Origin of the sequence: Erwinia artemisiae, assembly GCF_051400835.1 — a bacterium.
Classification (GTDB): domain Bacteria; phylum Pseudomonadota; class Gammaproteobacteria; order Enterobacterales; family Enterobacteriaceae; genus Erwinia; species Erwinia aeris.
In genome coordinates this window covers 561,944-580,405 of sequence record NZ_JBLFFM010000002.1, presented here as the reverse complement: position 1 = coordinate 580,405, position 18,462 = coordinate 561,944, and the positions used below count along the sequence as shown (strand labels likewise).

The 18,462-nt window shown below is 56.5% G+C and carries 14 protein-coding genes; 11 read left to right on the top strand and 3 right to left on the bottom strand.

From position 1 onward, the window contains the following. Positions 1 to 183 precede the first annotated feature (183 nt). From tig to clpX (ACMGEE_RS07365), 3 genes are all read left to right on the top strand, one after another. Positions 184 to 1,488, top strand: a complete 1,305-nt coding sequence (gene tig / locus ACMGEE_RS07375; RefSeq protein WP_253455053.1) for a trigger factor — start codon at positions 184 to 186, stop codon at positions 1,486 to 1,488. Positions 1,489 to 1,814: 326 nt separating this feature from the next. After that, positions 1,815 to 2,438, top strand: a complete 624-nt coding sequence (gene clpP, locus ACMGEE_RS07370) for an ATP-dependent Clp endopeptidase proteolytic subunit ClpP (protein WP_125288429.1) — start codon at positions 1,815 to 1,817, stop codon at positions 2,436 to 2,438. Between the two features lie 88 nt (positions 2,439 to 2,526). Continuing rightward, positions 2,527 to 3,801 carry an ATP-dependent protease ATP-binding subunit ClpX gene (gene clpX / locus ACMGEE_RS07365; RefSeq protein ID WP_394148813.1) on the top strand — a complete coding sequence of 425 codons (1,275 nt, stop codon included), beginning with the start codon at positions 2,527 to 2,529 and terminating at the stop codon, positions 3,799 to 3,801. 122 nt (positions 3,802 to 3,923) lie between these two features. On the opposite strand, the gene ACMGEE_RS07360 is transcribed toward clpX (ACMGEE_RS07365), so the two are convergent. Both ACMGEE_RS07360 and ACMGEE_RS07355 read right to left on the bottom strand, forming a co-directional pair. After that, positions 3,924 to 4,979: an acyltransferase family protein gene (locus ACMGEE_RS07360; protein ID WP_369896322.1), complete on the bottom strand. Its 1,056-nt coding sequence runs from the start codon at positions 4,977 to 4,979 to the stop codon at positions 3,924 to 3,926. A gap of 413 nt (positions 4,980 to 5,392) precedes the next feature. Then, a complete protein-coding gene (locus tag ACMGEE_RS07355; RefSeq protein WP_253455049.1) occupies positions 5,393 to 5,977 on the bottom strand; it encodes an ATP-dependent Clp protease proteolytic subunit in 585 nt (194 codons plus the stop codon). 308 nt (positions 5,978 to 6,285) lie between these two features. On the opposite strand from ACMGEE_RS07355, the gene clpX (ACMGEE_RS07350) reads away from it, so the two are divergent. From clpX (ACMGEE_RS07350) to ACMGEE_RS07325, 6 genes are all read left to right on the top strand, one after another. Beyond that, the gene (clpX, locus tag ACMGEE_RS07350) at positions 6,286 to 7,560 is read left to right on the top strand and encodes an ATP-dependent protease ATP-binding subunit ClpX (RefSeq protein WP_394148813.1); all 1,275 of its coding nucleotides are present in this window, start codon (positions 6,286 to 6,288) and stop codon (positions 7,558 to 7,560) included. A 187-nt stretch (positions 7,561 to 7,747) separates the two neighbouring features. Beyond that, positions 7,748 to 10,102: an endopeptidase La gene (lon, locus tag ACMGEE_RS07345; protein WP_436829845.1), complete on the top strand. Its 2,355-nt coding sequence runs from the start codon at positions 7,748 to 7,750 to the stop codon at positions 10,100 to 10,102. A 211-nt stretch (positions 10,103 to 10,313) separates the two neighbouring features. Continuing rightward, a complete protein-coding gene (gene hupB, locus ACMGEE_RS07340; protein WP_125288435.1) occupies positions 10,314 to 10,586 on the top strand; it encodes a nucleoid-associated protein HU-beta in 273 nt (90 codons plus the stop codon). Positions 10,587 to 10,786: 200 nt separating this feature from the next. Next, complete coding sequence (gene ppiD / locus ACMGEE_RS07335; RefSeq protein WP_253455046.1) at positions 10,787 to 12,658, top strand: peptidylprolyl isomerase; 1,872 nt, start codon at positions 10,787 to 10,789, stop codon at positions 12,656 to 12,658. Between the two features lie 139 nt (positions 12,659 to 12,797). After that, positions 12,798 to 13,133 carry a ComEA family DNA-binding protein gene (locus tag ACMGEE_RS07330; RefSeq protein ID WP_253455045.1) on the top strand — a complete coding sequence of 112 codons (336 nt, stop codon included), beginning with the start codon at positions 12,798 to 12,800 and terminating at the stop codon, positions 13,131 to 13,133. Between the two features lie 103 nt (positions 13,134 to 13,236). Then, positions 13,237 to 13,638: an acyl-CoA thioesterase gene (locus ACMGEE_RS07325; RefSeq protein WP_125288629.1), complete on the top strand. Its 402-nt coding sequence runs from the start codon at positions 13,237 to 13,239 to the stop codon at positions 13,636 to 13,638. On the opposite strand, the gene queC is transcribed toward ACMGEE_RS07325, so the two are convergent. Beyond that, positions 13,630 to 14,325, bottom strand: a complete 696-nt coding sequence (gene queC / locus ACMGEE_RS07320) for a 7-cyano-7-deazaguanine synthase QueC (RefSeq protein ID WP_301729885.1) — start codon at positions 14,323 to 14,325, stop codon at positions 13,630 to 13,632. The genes ACMGEE_RS07325 and queC overlap by 9 nt on opposite strands. Positions 14,326 to 14,896: 571 nt before the next feature. On the opposite strand from queC, the gene ACMGEE_RS07315 reads away from it, so the two are divergent. Together ACMGEE_RS07315 and ACMGEE_RS07310 are read left to right on the top strand one after the other, a co-directional pair. After that, positions 14,897 to 16,672 carry a SmdA family multidrug ABC transporter permease/ATP-binding protein gene (locus ACMGEE_RS07315; RefSeq protein ID WP_301252404.1) on the top strand — a complete coding sequence of 592 codons (1,776 nt, stop codon included), beginning with the start codon at positions 14,897 to 14,899 and terminating at the stop codon, positions 16,670 to 16,672. Continuing rightward, positions 16,659 to 18,413: a SmdB family multidrug efflux ABC transporter permease/ATP-binding protein gene (locus ACMGEE_RS07310; protein WP_253455041.1), complete on the top strand. Its 1,755-nt coding sequence runs from the start codon at positions 16,659 to 16,661 to the stop codon at positions 18,411 to 18,413. The genes ACMGEE_RS07315 and ACMGEE_RS07310 overlap by 14 nt, the downstream gene beginning before the upstream one ends. Positions 18,414 to 18,462: the final 49 nt, after the last annotated feature.

The window sequence follows — 18,462 nt, the reverse complement described above, 5'->3', positions numbered from 1 at the left end:
CGACTCGCTTTGCCGTTGCCGCTATAATGCTGCGTCTGTTTTTCCGAATGTCTTCGGGACGCTTCTGACAACAGGGAATGCGGTTCTGACATCAGAGGCCGTCCCGGTTCTTAGTCTTACTTTGCCCTGACGGGTAGAGCGAGTCTGAAGTTGACCGAGCACGTGATTTTTTGAGGTAATAAGATGCAAGTTTCAGTAGAAACAACTCAGGGCCTGGGCCGTCGCGTTACGATTACCGTTGCTAAAGATGTGATCGAAAACGCGGTGAAAAATGAGCTGGTCAGCGTAGCGAAAAAAGTGCGTATCGACGGTTTCCGTAAAGGGAAAGTGCCGATGACCGTGGTTGCACAGCGTTACGGCGCGTCTGTTCGTCAGGACGTGCTGGGCGATCTGATGCAGCGCAACTTTGTTGATGCGATCATCAAAGAGAAAATCAATCCGGCTGGCGCGCCAAATTACGTGCCGGGCGAATACAAAACCGGCGAAGACTTCACTTTCTCCGTAGAGTTCGAAGTCTATCCGGAAGTCGAGCTGAAAGGCCTGGAAGCAATCGAAGTTGAAAAACCGGTTGTTTCCGTGACCGACGAAGACGTCGATGCCATGCTGGATACCCTGCGCAAGCAGCAGGCGACCTGGAAAGAAACCGATCGCGCAGCGGCAGCTGAAGATCGCGTGACCATCGACTTCTCCGGCTCTGTAGACGGCGAAGAGTTCGAAGGCGGCAAAGCGTCCGACTTCGTACTGGCGATGGGCCAGGGTCGTATGATCCCAGGCTTTGAAGACGGTGTGGTTGGCCACAAAGCGGGCGAAACCTTCACTATCGACGTGAACTTCCCGGAAGACTACCACGCTGAAAACCTGAAAGGGAAAGCGGCGAAGTTCGAGATCGTGCTGAAGAAAGTTGAAGAGCGCGAGCTGCCGGAATTCACCGAAGAGTTCATCAAGCGTTTCGGCGTGGAAGATGGCTCCGTAGCGGGTCTGCGTACCGAAGTGCGTAAAAACATGGAGCGCGAGCTGAAAGGCGCCGTGCGTAACCGTGTGAAGACTCAGGCTATCGACGGTCTGGTCAGCGCTAACGACATCGAGGTGCCGGCTGCCCTGATCGACAGCGAAATCGACGTGCTGAAGCGTCAGGCTGCACAGCGCTTCGGCGGTAACGAGAAGCAGGCTCTTGAGCTGCCTCGCGAACTGTTCGAAGAGCAGGCTAAGCGCCGCGTGGTGGTTGGTCTGCTGCTGGGCGAAGTTATCCGCAGCCACGAGCTGAAAGCGGATGAAGATCGCGTGAAGACCCTGATCGAAGAGATGGCGTCTGCCTACGAAGATCCGGCTGAAGTGATCGAGTTCTACAGCAAAAATAACGAGCTGATGAACAACATGCGCAACGTGGCGCTGGAAGAACAGGCGGTGGAAGCCGTGCTGGAAAAAGCCAAAGTGACCGAAAAAGCGACAAACTTCCAGGAACTGATGAACCAGACCCAAACGGCCTGATCGTCTGATTTTTCAGGATAAATTAAAGCCCGCGGTCATCATGACCGCGGGCTTTTTTCTTTTATCCGCCGGATGGCGTGACATTATGGGCCTTATTCGCTCATTAAAGCGGCAAATTATCGACTATGCTACTTTTCCTGGTTAGCAGCCGCCTGAAAACGTTGTTATGCTTGAATTAGCGGGGGTGTATCCCCAGATAGTAAAGTTACGGTAAGGCTTTAGGATCGCCGATAGCTTTCGGGTGAATAAAGTTGGGGACATAGTGTTCCGGAACGCTCTCAAGTAGAATTGGTAGTGTGGCCAAATGAAAAATCCAGGAGACGGTAATGTCATACAGTGGCGAACGTGAACAAACAGCACCTCATATGGCTTTAGTGCCAATGGTGGTTGAACAAACTTCTCGCGGAGAGCGTTCTTACGACATCTTTTCCCGCCTGCTGAAGGAGCGCATTATCTTCCTGACCGGCCAGGTCGAGGATCATATGGCGAACCTGATCGTCGCGCAGATGCTGTTTCTGGAAGCAGAAAACCCGGAAAAAGATATCCACCTTTATATTAACTCTCCTGGTGGCGTAATTACCGCGGGCATGTCTATTTACGACACCATGCAATTTATCAAACCTGACGTCAGCACCATCTGTATGGGCCAGGCCTGTTCAATGGGTTCTTTCCTGTTGACCGCCGGCGCGAAAGGCAAACGCTACTGCCTGCCGCATTCCCGCGTGATGATCCACCAGCCGCTGGGCGGCTTCCAGGGTCAGGCGTCGGATATCGATATTCACGCGCGTGAAATTATCAAAACCAAGCAGATGATGAATGAGCTGATGGCCAAACATACCGGTCAGAGCGTCGAAACCATCGAGCGCGACACCCAGCGCGATCGTTTCCTTTCTGCCAGCGAGTCGGTGGAGTACGGTCTGGTCGACGCCATTTTGAACCAGCGCGGTTAAGCGGCGCTGGTTGGTAAAAGAGATTGCTGCCGTCATAAAGGCAGACTGACGGCCCGGGCCGTCAGCGTTAAACAAGAGGGGCAAGTTAATGACAGATAAGCGCAAAGACGGTTCAGGGAAGCTGCTGTACTGCTCTTTTTGCGGCAAGAGCCAGCATGAAGTCCGCAAGCTGATTGCCGGCCCGTCAGTTTATATCTGCGACGAATGCGTCGATTTATGTAACGACATTATTCGCGAAGAGATCAAAGAAGTCGCGCCCCACCGCGAGCGCAGTTCGCTGCCGACGCCGCACGAAATCCGCGAGCATCTGGACGACTACGTTATCGGCCAGGAGCGGGCGAAGAAGGTGCTGGCGGTGGCGGTCTACAACCACTACAAGCGCCTGCGCAACGGCGACACCAGCAACGGCATCGAGCTGGGCAAAAGCAACATCCTGCTGATTGGCCCGACCGGCAGCGGCAAGACGCTGCTGGCGGAAACGCTGGCGCGCCTGCTGGACGTGCCGTTTACCATGGCCGACGCCACCACGCTGACCGAAGCGGGCTACGTGGGCGAGGACGTGGAAAACATCATCCAGAAGCTGCTGCAGAAGTGCGACTACGACGTGCAGAAAGCGCAGCGCGGCATCGTTTATATCGATGAAATCGACAAGATTTCCCGCAAGTCGGACAACCCGTCCATCACGCGCGACGTGTCGGGCGAGGGCGTGCAGCAGGCGCTGCTGAAGCTGATTGAGGGCACGGTCGCCGCGGTGCCGCCGCAGGGCGGGCGCAAGCATCCGCAGCAGGAGTTTCTGCAGGTGGACACCTCGAAAATCCTGTTTATCTGCGGCGGCGCGTTTGCCGGGCTGGACAAGGTTATCTCGCAGCGCGTGGATACCGGCTCGGGCATCGGCTTTGGCGCGACGGTAAAAGGCAAGGCGGAGAAGGCGACGGAAGGCGAGCTGCTGGCGCAGGTGGAGCCGGAGGACCTGATTAAGTTCGGTCTGATCCCGGAGTTTATCGGTCGTCTGCCGGTGGTGGCGACGCTGACCGAGCTGAGCGAGGAAGCGCTGATCCAGATCCTGTGCGAGCCGAAGAACGCGCTGACCAAGCAGTATCAGGCGCTGTTCAGCCTGGAAGGGGTGGAGCTGGAGTTCCGGGAAGAGGCGCTGAAGGCGATAGCGGGCAAGGCGATGTCGCGCAAAACCGGGGCGCGCGGGCTGCGCTCAATCGTGGAGGGCGCGCTGCTGGACACGATGTACGACCTGCCGTCGATGGACGACGTGGAAAAAGTGGTGATCGACGAGTCGGTTATCGCGGGCGAATCGGATCCGATGCTGATTTACGGCAAGGGCGAGGCGCAGCAGGCGTCCGGCGAATAGTTCTCTGTACGACCTGCCCCCCTGAAAAAGAGAGCCTTCCGGCTCTCTTTTTTTATCGGCCCGATCCTTCAGCCATTGACCGCCTGAAAAGCCAGATGTGGAGCCTGCTGCCTGTCGTGCCCTCAGCCTGCTCTGACGCTACGGCTCCGCAGCATCTTCCACGCGCCGCCTCTTTCAATCAAATGGTAGAGATGTTTTGAAATAAACAGCGACAGCGCGATAAACAGCAGCAGAACCGCCACCTTGATCGGGGAAGAATCCAGGCCGACACGGGCAAGATTATTAAAGACAATCCACTTCGCGGTATAAAAGTTGGCATGGAAAAGATAGAGCGAATAGGAGTACATGCCGATAGCGTGAAGTTTATCGTAGGCAAAGCCTTTAAAATCCTCCATGTTGGCCATCAGCAGCACAAAGGTCCAGGAAGGCAGGCATGACCCCAGCAGATCGCGGATTTGCAGATTGGTTACGCCCTGTCTGGCCATCAGCCACAGCAGCAGCATAGCGACAGGGATCAGCAAAAATACGGCGGGATTTTTTTTCACGTGATGGAAACCCAGCTGCCGTCCGCACATGCCGACGATAAACGACAGCAGCGCAAGGTTGCCCGCCACGGATTTGAACGTAACGCCGTGCCAGCCCAGATAGCCGTCATTACCCCAGGTCATGTTGGTCGCAATAAGAATGGCGAGCATCGCTACGGTGGTAAAGGAGAAAACAAAGGCTTTTTTATTCAGCAACGTTTTGCCTACGCAAAGCAGCAGATAAAAATAGAACTCGTAGACCAGCGTCCAGGCCGCCGGATTCGCCATCGATTCCGACCAGTTATAGGGCAACGCCTCTCTGTCCCACTCCGTCCAGGGGATGAGAAAGAGATTATGCAGAAGATAAGTTAATGAGCCGGTCTTGTGGAGCGTATATAGGATAAGGGGAATGGAGAGGATGAGGTAGGCGGGGTAGATCCTTTTTATTCTGTTTTTAATAAAGGCGCCCGCTGACTGATCCTCTCTGAAGGTGTGCATCATAATATAGCCGCTCAGGAAGAAGAACATCGATACGCCAACCTGACCTGCACTGAAGAAGTGAGCAACGGCGCGGGGTGAGAGATGCTCCAGCACCACGCACAGCGCGGCCAGCCCCCTGACAATCTGCAGATTGTAGATTTCTTTACGGATCATTTTCTTTTCCTTAACCATAAACGGCAAGGAATATACACGGAGTTATGGCTGGTACATATTCCTGGGCGGGAGATTCGGATAATGCTTAGTTTTACTTATGATTTGGCAGTGAGGCAGAATAAAAAAAGCCTCCGGTTAAGGAGGCTTCAGGCTGCTGAAAATTAAAGGCTCTGTACGAAATGGTTTTTTACAGCGAAACATCAGCTTCGTAGCAGCAGAGGCTGAGCGGACAAACGGACCGTTTGGCGCATGGACGCGCCAACCGAGCCTCCACGGACGGATCTACGGCGTGTCCGTGTTCCGATCTGCCTCTGGTGTTATTCTCCGGCCCGAACGCGACTTAATGAAAGGGCAGGAGTTTGTCAGCAACCTCAGCCTCCGGTTAAGGAGGCTTCAGAAGGAAGGAAAAGGGATTAACCTTTCAGCTCGTCCCAGTGGGTGATCAGATGGCTGGCGATGCCGTATTCAATCGCCTGCTGTGGACCCATCCAGTAGTTGCTGTCCGTATCCTGTTCCACTTTTTCCAGCGGCTGGCCGGTTGCTTTGCTGATCAGCCGGTTGATACGGTCGCGCGCGCGCAGCAGCTCGTTGGCTTCGATTTCGATATCGGAAACCTTGCCGCGCACGCCGCCCAGCGGCTGGTGGATCATAAAGCGGGTATTAGGCAGCGTGTAGCGATCTTCTTTCTCCGCCGCCAGGAAAATGGTGATGCCCGCGCTGGCTACCCAGCCGGTGCCGATAACCTGTACCTTCGGCTTCACGAACTTGATCATATCGTGAATGGTATCGCCAGCTTCGACGTGGCCGCCCTGACTGTTGATAAACAGCTTGATCGGCTCATCGCCCATTTCCTGCAGGATCAGCAGCTGGGCGGTAACTTTCTCCGCCAGCGCCTGATCGATTTCGCCAGAAATGATCACAGATCGGGCTTGCAGTAACTTGTTAAGCGCCAGAGAGGATTTCTCTTCCGGGCTCTCTTTCTTTGGCTCCTGAGACATTATTTAGACTCCATAGGAAACGATCTGTATAAGTGACAAGAGTTTAGCATAATCCATTCAACAGCTAAATCAACTGTGGCGGCGCTGAATGATTGCCTGCCAAAACAGCGGCTTATTAGCCGTTCCCGTTACTTTTCATCACCTGGCGCCCGCTGCCTTACCGGATACTGATAAAAAATCACGGCGGCCGACAGGCGCAGCGCGTCCCGGTTTTGCTGCCAAAACGCCCCTGAAATGCGCTATATTAGGATCTGGTCCATTAATGAACACAGCCTGTAAGGGCCGCTGATAAGCCATGAGGTTAACTGATGACAGATAAGCGCAAAGACGGTTCAGGGAAGCTGCTGTACTGCTCTTTTTGCGGCAAGAGCCAGCATGAAGTCCGCAAGCTGATTGCCGGCCCGTCAGTTTATATCTGCGACGAATGCGTCGATTTATGTAACGACATTATTCGCGAAGAGATCAAAGAAGTCGCGCCCCACCGCGAGCGCAGTTCGCTGCCGACGCCGCACGAAATCCGCGAGCATCTGGACGACTACGTTATCGGCCAGGAGCGGGCGAAGAAGGTGCTGGCGGTGGCGGTCTACAACCACTACAAGCGCCTGCGCAACGGCGACACCAGCAACGGCATCGAGCTGGGCAAAAGCAACATCCTGCTGATTGGCCCGACCGGCAGCGGCAAGACGCTGCTGGCGGAAACGCTGGCGCGCCTGCTGGACGTGCCGTTTACCATGGCCGACGCCACCACGCTGACCGAAGCGGGCTACGTGGGCGAGGACGTGGAAAACATCATCCAGAAGCTGCTGCAGAAGTGCGACTACGACGTGCAGAAAGCGCAGCGCGGCATCGTTTATATCGATGAAATCGACAAGATTTCCCGCAAGTCGGACAACCCGTCCATCACGCGCGACGTGTCGGGCGAGGGCGTGCAGCAGGCGCTGCTGAAGCTGATTGAGGGCACGGTCGCCGCGGTGCCGCCGCAGGGCGGGCGCAAGCATCCGCAGCAGGAGTTTCTGCAGGTGGACACCTCGAAAATCCTGTTTATCTGCGGCGGCGCGTTTGCCGGGCTGGACAAGGTTATCTCGCAGCGCGTGGATACCGGCTCGGGCATCGGCTTTGGCGCGACGGTAAAAGGCAAGGCGGAGAAGGCGACGGAAGGCGAGCTGCTGGCGCAGGTGGAGCCGGAGGACCTGATTAAGTTCGGTCTGATCCCGGAGTTTATCGGTCGTCTGCCGGTGGTGGCGACGCTGACCGAGCTGAGCGAGGAAGCGCTGATCCAGATCCTGTGCGAGCCGAAGAACGCGCTGACCAAGCAGTATCAGGCGCTGTTCAGCCTGGAAGGGGTGGAGCTGGAGTTCCGGGAAGAGGCGCTGAAGGCGATAGCGGGCAAGGCGATGTCGCGCAAAACCGGGGCGCGCGGGCTGCGCTCAATCGTGGAGGGCGCGCTGCTGGACACGATGTACGACCTGCCGTCGATGGACGACGTGGAAAAAGTGGTGATCGACGAGTCGGTTATCGCGGGCGAATCGGATCCGATGCTGATTTACGGCAAGGGCGAGGCGCAGCAGGCATCTGGCGAATAAATAACCACATCTTTCCAACCGGTTAGCGCAAATGGGGGAAATTTTTCCCCCATTTACTTTTCTCTCGCACATAACGTTGAATGTCTTACATTCATCCCCATATACTCAACTACCTGTGGGTAAAACTGCATGCCTGACGATTGCGGTTCCCCTCACCCTGGCGGAAATTAAACTAAGAGAGAGCTCTATGAATCCTGAGCGTTCTGAACGCATTGAAATCCCTGTGTTGCCGTTGCGTGACGTAGTGGTTTATCCGCACATGGTAATTCCGTTGTTTGTAGGCCGTGAAAAATCGATTCGCTGCCTTGAAGCCGCCATGGATCATGACAAAAAGATCATGCTGGTCGCACAGAAAGAGGCTTCAACGGATGAACCTGGCATTAACGATCTCTTCTCTGTAGGGACCGTAGCGTCAATTTTACAGATGCTGAAGCTGCCTGACGGCACGGTAAAAGTGCTGGTCGAAGGGCTGCAGCGCGCGCATATCACTACGCTCGCCGATAACGGTGACCATTTTACGGCTCAGGCGGACTATCTGGTTTCGCCTGAAATTGACGAACGCGAGCAGGAAGTGCTGGTCCGCACGGCGATTAACCAGTTTGAAGGCTATATCAAACTGAACAAGAAAATCCCGCCGGAAGTGCTGACCTCGCTGAACAGCATTGAAGACGCCGCGCGTCTTGCGGATACCGTCGCGGCCCATATGCCGCTGAAGCTGGCCGACAAACAGTCCGTGCTGGAGATGTCCGACGTCAATGAACGTCTGGAATATCTGATGGCGATGATGGAGTCGGAAATCGATCTGCTGCAGGTGGAAAAACGCATTCGTAACCGCGTGAAAAAGCAGATGGAAAAGAGCCAGCGCGAGTACTATCTGAATGAGCAGATGAAGGCGATTCAGAAAGAACTGGGCGAAATGGACGACGCGCCGGACGAAAACGAAGCGCTGAAGCGCAAAATCGACGCGGCGAAAATGCCAAAAGAGGCGCGCGATAAAACCGAAGCCGAGCTGCAGAAGCTGAAGATGATGTCGCCAATGTCGGCGGAAGCAACGGTGGTGCGCGGCTATATCGACTGGATGGTCCAGGTGCCGTGGAACGCGCGCAGCAAGGTGAAGAAAGATCTGGTGAAGGCGCAGGAAACGCTGGATACCGATCACTTTGGCCTGGAGCGCGTGAAAGACCGTATCCTGGAATATTTAGCGGTGCAGAGCCGCGTCAGCAAAATCAAAGGGCCGATCCTGTGCCTGGTGGGACCGCCGGGCGTGGGTAAAACCTCGCTGGGCCAGTCGATCGCTAAGGCGACCGGCCGTAAATATGTCCGTATGGCGCTGGGCGGCGTGCGCGACGAAGCGGAAATCCGTGGGCACCGTCGTACCTATATTGGTTCTATGCCGGGCAAGCTGATCCAGAAAATGGCGAAGGTTGGCGTGAAGAACCCGCTGTTCCTGCTGGATGAGATCGATAAAATGTCCTCGGACATGCGCGGCGACCCGGCATCGGCCCTGCTGGAGGTATTGGATCCCGAGCAGAACATCGCTTTTAACGATCACTATCTGGAAGTCGATTACGACCTTTCCGACGTGATGTTTGTAGCGACGTCTAACTCCATGAACATTCCGGCACCGCTGCTGGACCGTATGGAAGTGATCCGTCTGTCGGGCTATACCGAGGACGAAAAGCTTAATATTGCCAAACAGCACCTGCTGCCGAAGCAGATTGAGCGTAACGCCCTGAAAGCGAGCGAGCTGACCGTAGACGACAGCGCCATCGTGGGTATCATTCGCTATTACACCCGTGAAGCGGGCGTGCGTAGCCTTGAGCGTGAGCTGTCTAAGCTGTGCCGTAAAGCAGTGAAAACGCTGCTGATGGATAAGAGCGTTACCCATATCGAAATCAATGCCGATAACCTGAAGGATTTCCTGGGCGTGCAGCGTTTCGACTATGGCCGCGCCGACAGCGAAAACCGCGTAGGACAGGTTACGGGTTTGGCATGGACGGAAGTGGGCGGCGATCTGCTGACCATCGAAACCGCGTGCGTGCCGGGCAAAGGCAAGCTGACCTATACCGGCTCGCTGGGCGAGGTGATGCAGGAGTCCATCCAGGCGGCACTGACCGTGGTACGCGCGCGTGCAGAGAAGCTGGGCATTAACGGCGACTTCTACGAAAAACGCGACATCCACGTGCACGTGCCGGAAGGCGCCACGCCGAAAGATGGCCCAAGCGCGGGTATCGCTATGTGTACGGCGCTGGTTTCCTGTCTGACCGGTAACCCGGTGCGCGCCGACGTGGCGATGACCGGCGAGATCACGCTTCGCGGCCAGGTTCTGCCTATCGGCGGCCTGAAAGAGAAGCTGCTGGCAGCGCATCGCGGCGGCATCAAAACCGTGCTGATCCCGGATGAAAACAAGCGCGATCTGGAAGAAATTCCGGACAACGTAATTGCCGATCTGGATATCCACCCGGTGAAGCGTATCGAAGAAGTGCTGACCCTGGCCCTGCAAAATGCCCCATACGGCATGCAGGTTGCCACGGCGAAATAGTGATATAAGACAAAAAGACCCTAAATCCAGAGCTGGCAGACGAATTCGTACTTGCCAGCTTTTTTTTGTGCCGTTAATTTAGGGGGCTGTTAAGCCGGTGAAGGTCTGAACAGGCCCTGCTTTTACGACTCGACAAACAACGATAATTGATGCGTGCTCGTAACGGGGGGAAGCCCGTTTGCGAAGTAAATAATAAAGAGGGGATGATTGAGTGAATAAGTCACAGTTGATCGACAACATTGCTGCAAACGCTGATATCTCTAAAGCAGCGGCGGGACGCGTGCTGGATGCTTTTATGGAAGCGGTAACCGACTCTCTTAAAGCGGGCGACGAAGTGGCGCTGGTAGGGTTTGGCACATTTTCCGTGCGTGAGCGCGCAGAGCGTACCGGACGCAACCCGCAAACCGGTAAAGAAATTACTATTCCTGCGGGCAAAGTCCCGGGATTCCGCGCCGGTAAGGCGCTGAAAGACGCGGTTAATTAACGTCAGGCAAGCAATTTCTTCGGTGGAATGAGGACTGTCCTGACGTTCTCATGTACCATACGAGGCACATCACACTATGATGTGCCTTTTTTGTTTCAACGGTCGCAAGAGCCTGATACGCAGCGGCGTGGAGCGCCCCGGGAACGTGGGAAGCAAGCGCAAGGGTTTACATTCATAATACAGCGGAGTGTTGTCACACCATGATGGACAATTTACGCGCGGCGTCGAACCATGTCGTGCTCAAAATTATACTGGGTCTGATCATCCTCTCTTTTGTTCTGACCGGGGTGGGCAACTACCTGATCGGCGGCAATGGAGATTATGCAGCTAAGGTCAATGGCCAGGAAATCAGTCGCGCCCAGTTGGAAAGAGCGTTCAGCAACGAACGTTCGCGTCAGCAGGAAATGCTGGGCGAGCAGTTCTCACAGCTGGCCAGCAATCCCGCTTATCTTCAGCAGATCCGCCAGCAGGCGCTTTCTCAGCTGGTAGATGAAGCGCTGCTGGATCAGTATGCGAAAGATCTGCAGCTGGCGGTTAGCGACGATCAGATCAAGCAGGCTATTTTCAACCAGCCGGCCTTCCAGACTAACGGCAAATTCGATAACGCCCGTTATCTGGCGATTATTAACCAGATGAATCTCACTGCCGATCAGTACGCTCAGGCGCTGCGCAAGCAGCTGACCACGCAGCAGCTGATTGCGGCGGTGACCCGCACAGACTTTATGCTGCCGGGCGAAACTGAATCGCTGGCCGCGCTGGTTTCTCAGGAGCGCCTGGTGCGTGAAGCGACTATTAACGTCGCGGCGCTGGCAGCGAAGCAGAACGTCAGCGACGAAGAAGTCAAAAACTACTACGAGCAGAATAAAAACAGCTTTATGGCGCCGGAGCAGTTCCGCGTCAGCTATATCAAGCTGGATGCGGCCTCGTTGCAGAAAGCACCGAGCGAAAGCGATATTCAAAGCTGGTACGACAGCCATCAGCAGGACTATACCCAGCCGCAGCGCAGCCGTTTCAGCGTGATCCAAACCAAAACCGAAGCCGATGCGCAGGCGGTTCTGGACGCGCTGAAAAAAGGTGGCGATTTTGCCGCGCTGGCGAAAGAGAAATCCATCGATCCTATCTCTGCCCGTAAAGGCGGCGATATGGGCTGGCTGGAGCCGGATACCACGCCGGACGAGCTGAAAAGCGCTAACCTGACGCAGAAAGGTCAGCTGTCGGGCGTGATCAAATCCTCCGTCGGCTTTATCGTTGCTCGTCTTGATGACGTTCAGCCGCAGCAGATCAAACCGCTGGCGGCCGTACACGACGACATCGCCGCTAAGGTGAAACACGAAACGGCCGTCGACGCTTATTACAAGCTGCAGCAGAAAGTGAGCGACGCGGCCAGCAACGACAACGAGTCGCTGGCGAGCGCGGAAGAAGCGGCAGGCGTAAAAGCGGTGGAAACGGACTGGTTCAGCCACGACAATCCACCGGCCGAGCTGAATTTCAGAGCGGTAGAGCAGGCGATCTTTAACGGTGGTCTGCTGGGGGATAACGGCGCGCCGGGCAGCAACTCCGATATCATCACGGTTGATGGCGATCGTGCTTTTGTGCTGCGTATCGCTGCCCACAAGCCGGAAGCGGTTAAGCCGCTGGCCGAGGTCAGTGCCGAAATCGTAGCCACGCTGAAAAACCAGAAGGCGCAGGCGGAAGCGAAGGCCCAGGCGGAAAAACTGCTGGCCGATCTGCAGGCGGGCAAGGGTATGGATGCCATGAAGGCGGCTAATCTTAGCTTTAGCGAGCAGAAAACGCTGACGCGCAGCGGTCAGGATGCGATAACGCAGTCCGCCTTCGCGCTGGCGCAGCCGACCAAAGACAAGCCTGTGTACGGCATCAGCGAGGACGGGCAGGGCAACGTTGTGCTGCTGGCGCTGGATCAGGTACGCAGCGGCACGCTGCCGGAAGCGCAGAAGAAAGCGATGGTGCAGGGCATCACGCAGAACAATGCGCAGATCGCCTTCGAAGCGCTGCTGAGCAACCTGCGCAAAGAAGGCAAGATCAAGTACGGCGCAGCCGCGCAGGCGCAATAAGCCTCGCAAAAATCCTGCAAATTATTGCAAACCCAAAGGCCGCTTATGCGGCCTTTTCCATTTCTGTCATCTGCCGTTTGTGGCGCCGGTTGGTTGGGCGTAGCCTGACGTTGCTGTCAAACACATGGAGGAGAACAGCATGAAAACAACCTTACAGGCTTTATGTTTTACCCTGCTGCTGGGCGGCGCTTCGCCGCTGTACGCCGGGCCGGCCATCGATAACGTCAGCGCGCCGCAGGCCAGCGCGCAGCCGAGCGAGGAAAAGAAACCGCCGCAAAGCGAATCGGTCAGTATTAATCACGCCACGGCCGAAGAGCTGAGCGCCGTAATGAACGGCGTAGGGCTAAAAAAGGCGCAGGCTATTATCAGCTATCGCGAGCAATACGGCCCTTTTACGCAGATAGAGCAGCTAAAAGAAGTGCCCGGTATTGGTAATGCGCTGGTAGAGAGGAACCTGACCAAACTGAAACTGTGATCGCTTTCTCGACTTGCCGTTGCGGCCCCACGCATCGTGGCGTACGGGCTGCTACGCTGAAAGAGGTCATACCAGTCGGTATGGCCTTTTTTGGGAGAAGATTATGCAGATTACGATTAAGGTTCGCGGTTATCATTTGGATGTTTACCAACACGTCAACAACGCGCGCTATTTAGAATTTCTGGAAGAGGCGCGCTGGGCCTGGCTGGAAAAACTGGCCGCCTTTCGCTGGATGAATGATAACCGGCTGGCTTTTATCGTAGTCAATATTAACATTAACTACCGTCGCCCGGCGGTGCTGGGCGACGAGCTGGCGATTGCCAGCCATCTGGTGCAGCTGGGCGGGAAAAGTGGCGTTATCGGCCAGACCATCACGCTGCTGCCGGAGGGGGAAGCAATAGCCGATGCGACGCTGACCTTTGTCTGCATCGATCTGCGCACGCAAAAAGCGCAGCCGATCGTCGGCGAGCTGAAGCAGCGGCTGGAAGAGATGCTGTCAGCGTAGCCCGGTTTTGCGCTGCATCTCCTGCATCACCGTAGCGCTGTTAATCTGGTAATCGCGCAGGCCGTTGGCGCGCAGATGGCAGGCAGCGCATTCGCCGCAGCCGTCGCCCTTGATGCCGTTATAGCAGGTAAGCGTGTCGTTGCGCACCAGCGCCAGCTGCTGCCAGTAGTCCGCCAGCGCCCAGGTTTCGGCTTTGTTCAGCCACATCAGCGGCGTTTCAAAGCGAACCGGACGCGCCATACCCAGCTCCACGGCATGGTTCAGCGCCTTAACAAATTCGTCGCGGCAGTCCGGGTAACCGGAAAAGTCGGTTTCGCAAACGCCGGTAATTACCGCTTCGGCCTCAACCTGGTAAGCATAAATCGAGGCCAGCGTCAGGAACAGGATATTACGTCCCGGCACAAAAGTGCTTGGCAGGCCGCTGGCGTCGGGATCCCAGGCCGGAACGGGGATGCTGTCGCGGGTCAGGCTACTGACGGCCAGCTCGTTAAGCAGCGTGACGTCCAGCACTTTGTGCGCTCTTGCGCCCAGCGACTGCGCCAGCTCGCGAGCGATATCGATCTCTGCACGATGCCGCTGACCATAGTCAAAGGTCAGGCAGTGCACTTCGTCATACTGCTGCAAAGCCTGGATCAAACAGGTGGTTGAATCCTGTCCGCCGCTGAATACCACTACTGCACGTTTCATACTTTTTACCTCATTAATCTGTTGGGGCGTATGGTACTGCCTGACGTGGCATAAAAACAGGGGCAGGAGCCGCGCATGTTGGTTAGCCAGGCGAAGCCCGGCACGGCGTTGTGTTGCCCGCGCGGAAGCTGACAACATGGCTATAAACCTGACGGCAACGCCCTGGCGGCTCGGGTCGTTACGGTCATGCGTGCCAATGGTTCGTGAACAAAACGCTGTTTCTTCAGGTAACAACAGGCTGAACGTAACGCATTTACGGGAAAATCATTTACGCTATTCCCTGTAAACTACAGGGGCAACGGAGATTTATTCTTCTGCAGGCGCATACAAAAGATAAAACAGGGTCCAGGCTGTTTTTACGGCACCCGATAGCGGAACAAGGCCACCGTAAATTATGGAGGATGCCGCGTCTCTCATTACTCCGACATGCCGGAAACGCTTGAAATGGCCGGAACAGGAAGGCTATATTCGCGGCCGGGTCGCGCTGATGGCGGCGGTCCAGAGAAATAAATACACATTGGCGCTGCCGCTGAACCACGGCGCTCGCCCGAACCTGACCAGGACGTTTATTGTGCGACTTTTCAGCCAGTTGAGCTGGTACTTTATGCGTGAATGGCGCCGCTATCTTGGCGCCGTTTTTCTGCTGATTATCATTGCGCTGCTGCAGCTGCTGCCGCCGAAGCTTGTCGGTACTATCGTGGACGGCGTCTCCCATCAGCAGATGAGTGCTTCGCGCCTGCTGATGTGGGTGGGCGTGATGCTGCTCACGGCTATTGTGGTCTATCTGCTGCGCTACGTCTGGCGCGTGCTGCTTTTCGGCGCCTCCTATCAGCTTGCCGTCGAGCTGCGGCAGGACTTCTATCGTCAGCTTAGCCGTCAGCATCCCGAATTTTACCTGCGTCACCGTACCGGTGATTTGATCGCCCGCGCCACCAACGATGTGGATCGCGTGGTGTTTGCCGCCGGAGAAGGCGTGCTGACGCTGGTTGACTCGCTGGTGATGGGGCTGGCGGTGCTGGTGGTGATGAGCACGCAGATTAGCTGGCAGCTGACCCTGCTGGCGCTGCTGCCGATGCCGGTCATGGCGATAGTGATCAAACGCTACGGCGACCAGCTCCATCATCGTTTTAAGCATGCTCAGGCCGCCTTTTCGTCGCTTAACGACAGAACGCAGGAGAGCCTGACCAGCATTCGTATGATCAAAGCCTTTGGGCTGGAAGACCATCAGTCCGCACAGTTCGCCGATATCGCCCGCGACACGGGCCAAAAAAACCTGCGCGTGGCGCGGATTGACGCCCGCTTCGATCCTACTATTTATATTGCCATCGGGCTGTCGAACCTGCTGGCGATCGGCGGCGGCAGCTGGCTGGTCTGGCACGGTCAGATGACGCTGGGCCAGCTGACCAGCTTTGTCATGTACCTTGGCCTGATGATCTGGCCAATGCTGGCGCTGGCCTGGATGTTCAATATCGTCGAGCGCGGCAGCGCGGCCTGGAGCCGCATTCGCTCGCTGCTGGCAGAGGCGCCGGCGGTTGAGGACGGCAGTAAAACGCTGCCGGAAGATCGCGGCCAGCTGCAAATCGCTATCAGGGAATTTTGCTATCCTGGCGCGCAGCAGCCCTCGCTGCGCCATATCAACGTTAACCTTAAGCCCGGCCAGATGCTGGGGCTGTGCGGGCCGACAGGCGCCGGGAAAAGCACGCTGTTAAGCCTGATCCAGCGGCACTTCGATATTGCGCAGGGCGACATCCGCTATCACGGTATTCCGCTGCCGCAGCTGCGTCTGGACAGCTGGCGTAGCCGCATGGCGGTCGTCAGCCAGACGCCGTTTCTTTTTTCCGATACCATCGCCAACAATATTGCGCTGGGTCGGCCTACCGCGCAGCAGAGCGATATTGAGCGCGCCGCGCGGCTCGCCTGCGTACATGAAGATATTTTGCGGCTGCCCCAGGGCTACGATACCGAAGTTGGAGAGCGCGGGGTGATGCTTTCCGGGGGACAGAAACAGCGTATATCTATTGCCAGGGCGTTGCTGCTGAACGCGGAAATCCTGATCCTGGACGATGCGCTGTCGGCGGTCGACGGCCGTACAGAACACCAGATACTGCATAATTTAAGAAAATGGGGCGCAGGAAGAACCGTGATTATCAGCGCGCACCGTTTGTCCGCCCTGACGGAAGCCAGTGAAATCCTGGTGATGCAGCAGGGCACGGTGGCCCAGCGCGGGCAGCATGAGGCGTTGATTGCCCAGGACGGCTGGTATCAGGATATGTATCGTTATCAGCAGCTGGAAGCCGCGCTGGACGAGGACGAAATCGCGAAAGGGGTGCCGCATGGCGAATCTTAATCAGCTCTGGCCCACGCTGAAACGCCTGCTGCGCTACGGTTCGCCGTGGCGGAAATCGCTTGGCCTGGCGATAGTATTGCTGTGGATAGCGGCGGTGGCGGAAGTGCTCGGCCCGGTGCTGGTCAGCTATTTTATCGATAACATGGTGGCGAAGCATTCCATGCCGCTGGGTCTGGTCACCGGGCTGGCCGTCAGCTTTCTCCTGCTGCAAATCCTGGCCGCCGCGCTGCACTACTGGCAGTCGCTGCTGTTTAACGAGGCGGCGGTAGGCGTAGTGCAGCGGCTGCGTACGGACGTCATGGACGCCGCGCTGCGCCAGCCGCTGAGCGCTTTTGATACCCAGCCCGTTGGCCAGATTATTTCACGCGTGACCAATGACACCGAAGTCGTGCGCGATCTCTACGTCACCGTGGTAGCCACCGTGCTGCGCAGCGCGGCGCTGATCGGTGCCATGCTGGTGGCGATGTTCAGTCTCGACTGGCGCATGGCGCTGGTGGCGATAATGATTTTTCCGGCCGTACTGACCGTGATGCTGATTTATCAGCGCTACAGTACGCCTATCGTACGGCGAGTGCGTAGCTATCTGGCCGATATTAACAACGGCTTTAATGAAGTGATCAGCGGCATGAGCGTGATCCAGCAGTTTCGTCAGCAGGCGCGCTTTGGTGAGCGGATGAGCGAAGCGAGCCGCTCGCACTATCTGGCGAGAATGGAAACGCTACGGCTGGATGGCTTTCTGCTCCGGCCGCTGCTCAGCCTGTTTTCCGCCATGATCCTGTGCGGGCTGATGCTGCTGTTTGGCTTCTCCTCCAGCGGCAGCTTCGAGGTTGGCGTGCTTTACGCGTTTATTAACTACCTGGGCAGGCTAAACGAGCCGCTGATTGAGCTGACCACCCAGCAGTCGATGCTGCAACAGGCGGTAGTGGCTGGCGAGCGCATTTTTGAACTGATGGACGCGCCTCGCCAGCACTATGGTCAGGATAGTCGGCCGCTGGCCTCGGGGCGCATTGAGATTGAACATCTGAGCTTCGCCTATCGCGACGATCGCAACGTGCTCAACGATATCAACCTTAGCGTGCCTTCGCGCAGCTTTGTGGCGCTGGTCGGCCATACCGGCAGCGGGAAAAGCACGCTCGCTAACTTGCTGATGGGCTATTACCCTGTGAAGCAGGGTGAAATTCGCCTGGACGGCAGGCCGCTGACCGGGCTCAGCCACGGCGTGCTGCGCGAAGGCGTGGCGATGGTGCAGCAGGATCCGGTGGTGCTGGCCGACACCTTTTTCGCTAACGTGGCGCTGGGGCGTTCGATAAGCGAAGAGGCGGTCTGGCACGCGCTGGAAACCGTTCAGCTTGCCGAACTGGCGCGCTCGCTCTCCGACGGTATCTATACGCGGCTGGGCGAACAGGGTAACAATCTTTCCGTGGGTCAGAAGCAGCTGCTGGCGATGGCGCGCGTGCTGGTCGCCTCGCCGCAAATTCTGATCCTGGATGAAGCGACGGCGAATATTGATTCCGGCACGGAGCAGGCGATCCAGAAAGCGCTTAAGGCCGTTCGTCAGCAAACCACGCTGGTGGTTATCGCTCACCGACTCTCTACTATTATCGATGCGGATACCATTCTGGTGCTGCACAGAGGCCATGCGGTAGAGCAGGGCAACCATCAGCAGCTGTTGGCGAAACAGGGCCGTTACTGGCAGATGTATCAGCTCCAGCTGGCGGGCGAAGAGCTGGAAGAAACGTAACACCGCTTCGCTGCACTAAAAGCAGGCGGCCGAGCTGATAAAACAGCAG

Coding starts and splice junctions, on each gene's coding strand:
- ACMGEE_RS07355 (WP_253455049.1), bottom strand. CDS start 5,977: ATGTCTCAGGAGCCAAAGAAAGAGAGCCCGGAAGAGAAATCCTCTCTG.
- ACMGEE_RS07310 (WP_253455041.1), top strand. CDS start 16,659: ATGGCGAATCTTAATCAGCTCTGGCCCACGCTGAAACGCCTGCTGCGC.
- queC (WP_301729885.1), bottom strand. CDS start 14,325: ATGAAACGTGCAGTAGTGGTATTCAGCGGCGGACAGGATTCAACCACC.
- clpX (WP_394148813.1), top strand. CDS start 2,527: ATGACAGATAAGCGCAAAGACGGTTCAGGGAAGCTGCTGTACTGCTCT.
- tig (WP_253455053.1), top strand. CDS start 184: ATGCAAGTTTCAGTAGAAACAACTCAGGGCCTGGGCCGTCGCGTTACG.
- ACMGEE_RS07360 (WP_369896322.1), bottom strand. CDS start 4,979: ATGATCCGTAAAGAAATCTACAATCTGCAGATTGTCAGGGGGCTGGCC.
- ACMGEE_RS07325 (WP_125288629.1), top strand. CDS start 13,237: ATGCAGATTACGATTAAGGTTCGCGGTTATCATTTGGATGTTTACCAA.
- ppiD (WP_253455046.1), top strand. CDS start 10,787: ATGATGGACAATTTACGCGCGGCGTCGAACCATGTCGTGCTCAAAATT.
- clpX (WP_394148813.1), top strand. CDS start 6,286: ATGACAGATAAGCGCAAAGACGGTTCAGGGAAGCTGCTGTACTGCTCT.
- ACMGEE_RS07330 (WP_253455045.1), top strand. CDS start 12,798: ATGAAAACAACCTTACAGGCTTTATGTTTTACCCTGCTGCTGGGCGGC.
- lon (WP_436829845.1), top strand. CDS start 7,748: ATGAATCCTGAGCGTTCTGAACGCATTGAAATCCCTGTGTTGCCGTTG.
- clpP (WP_125288429.1), top strand. CDS start 1,815: ATGTCATACAGTGGCGAACGTGAACAAACAGCACCTCATATGGCTTTA.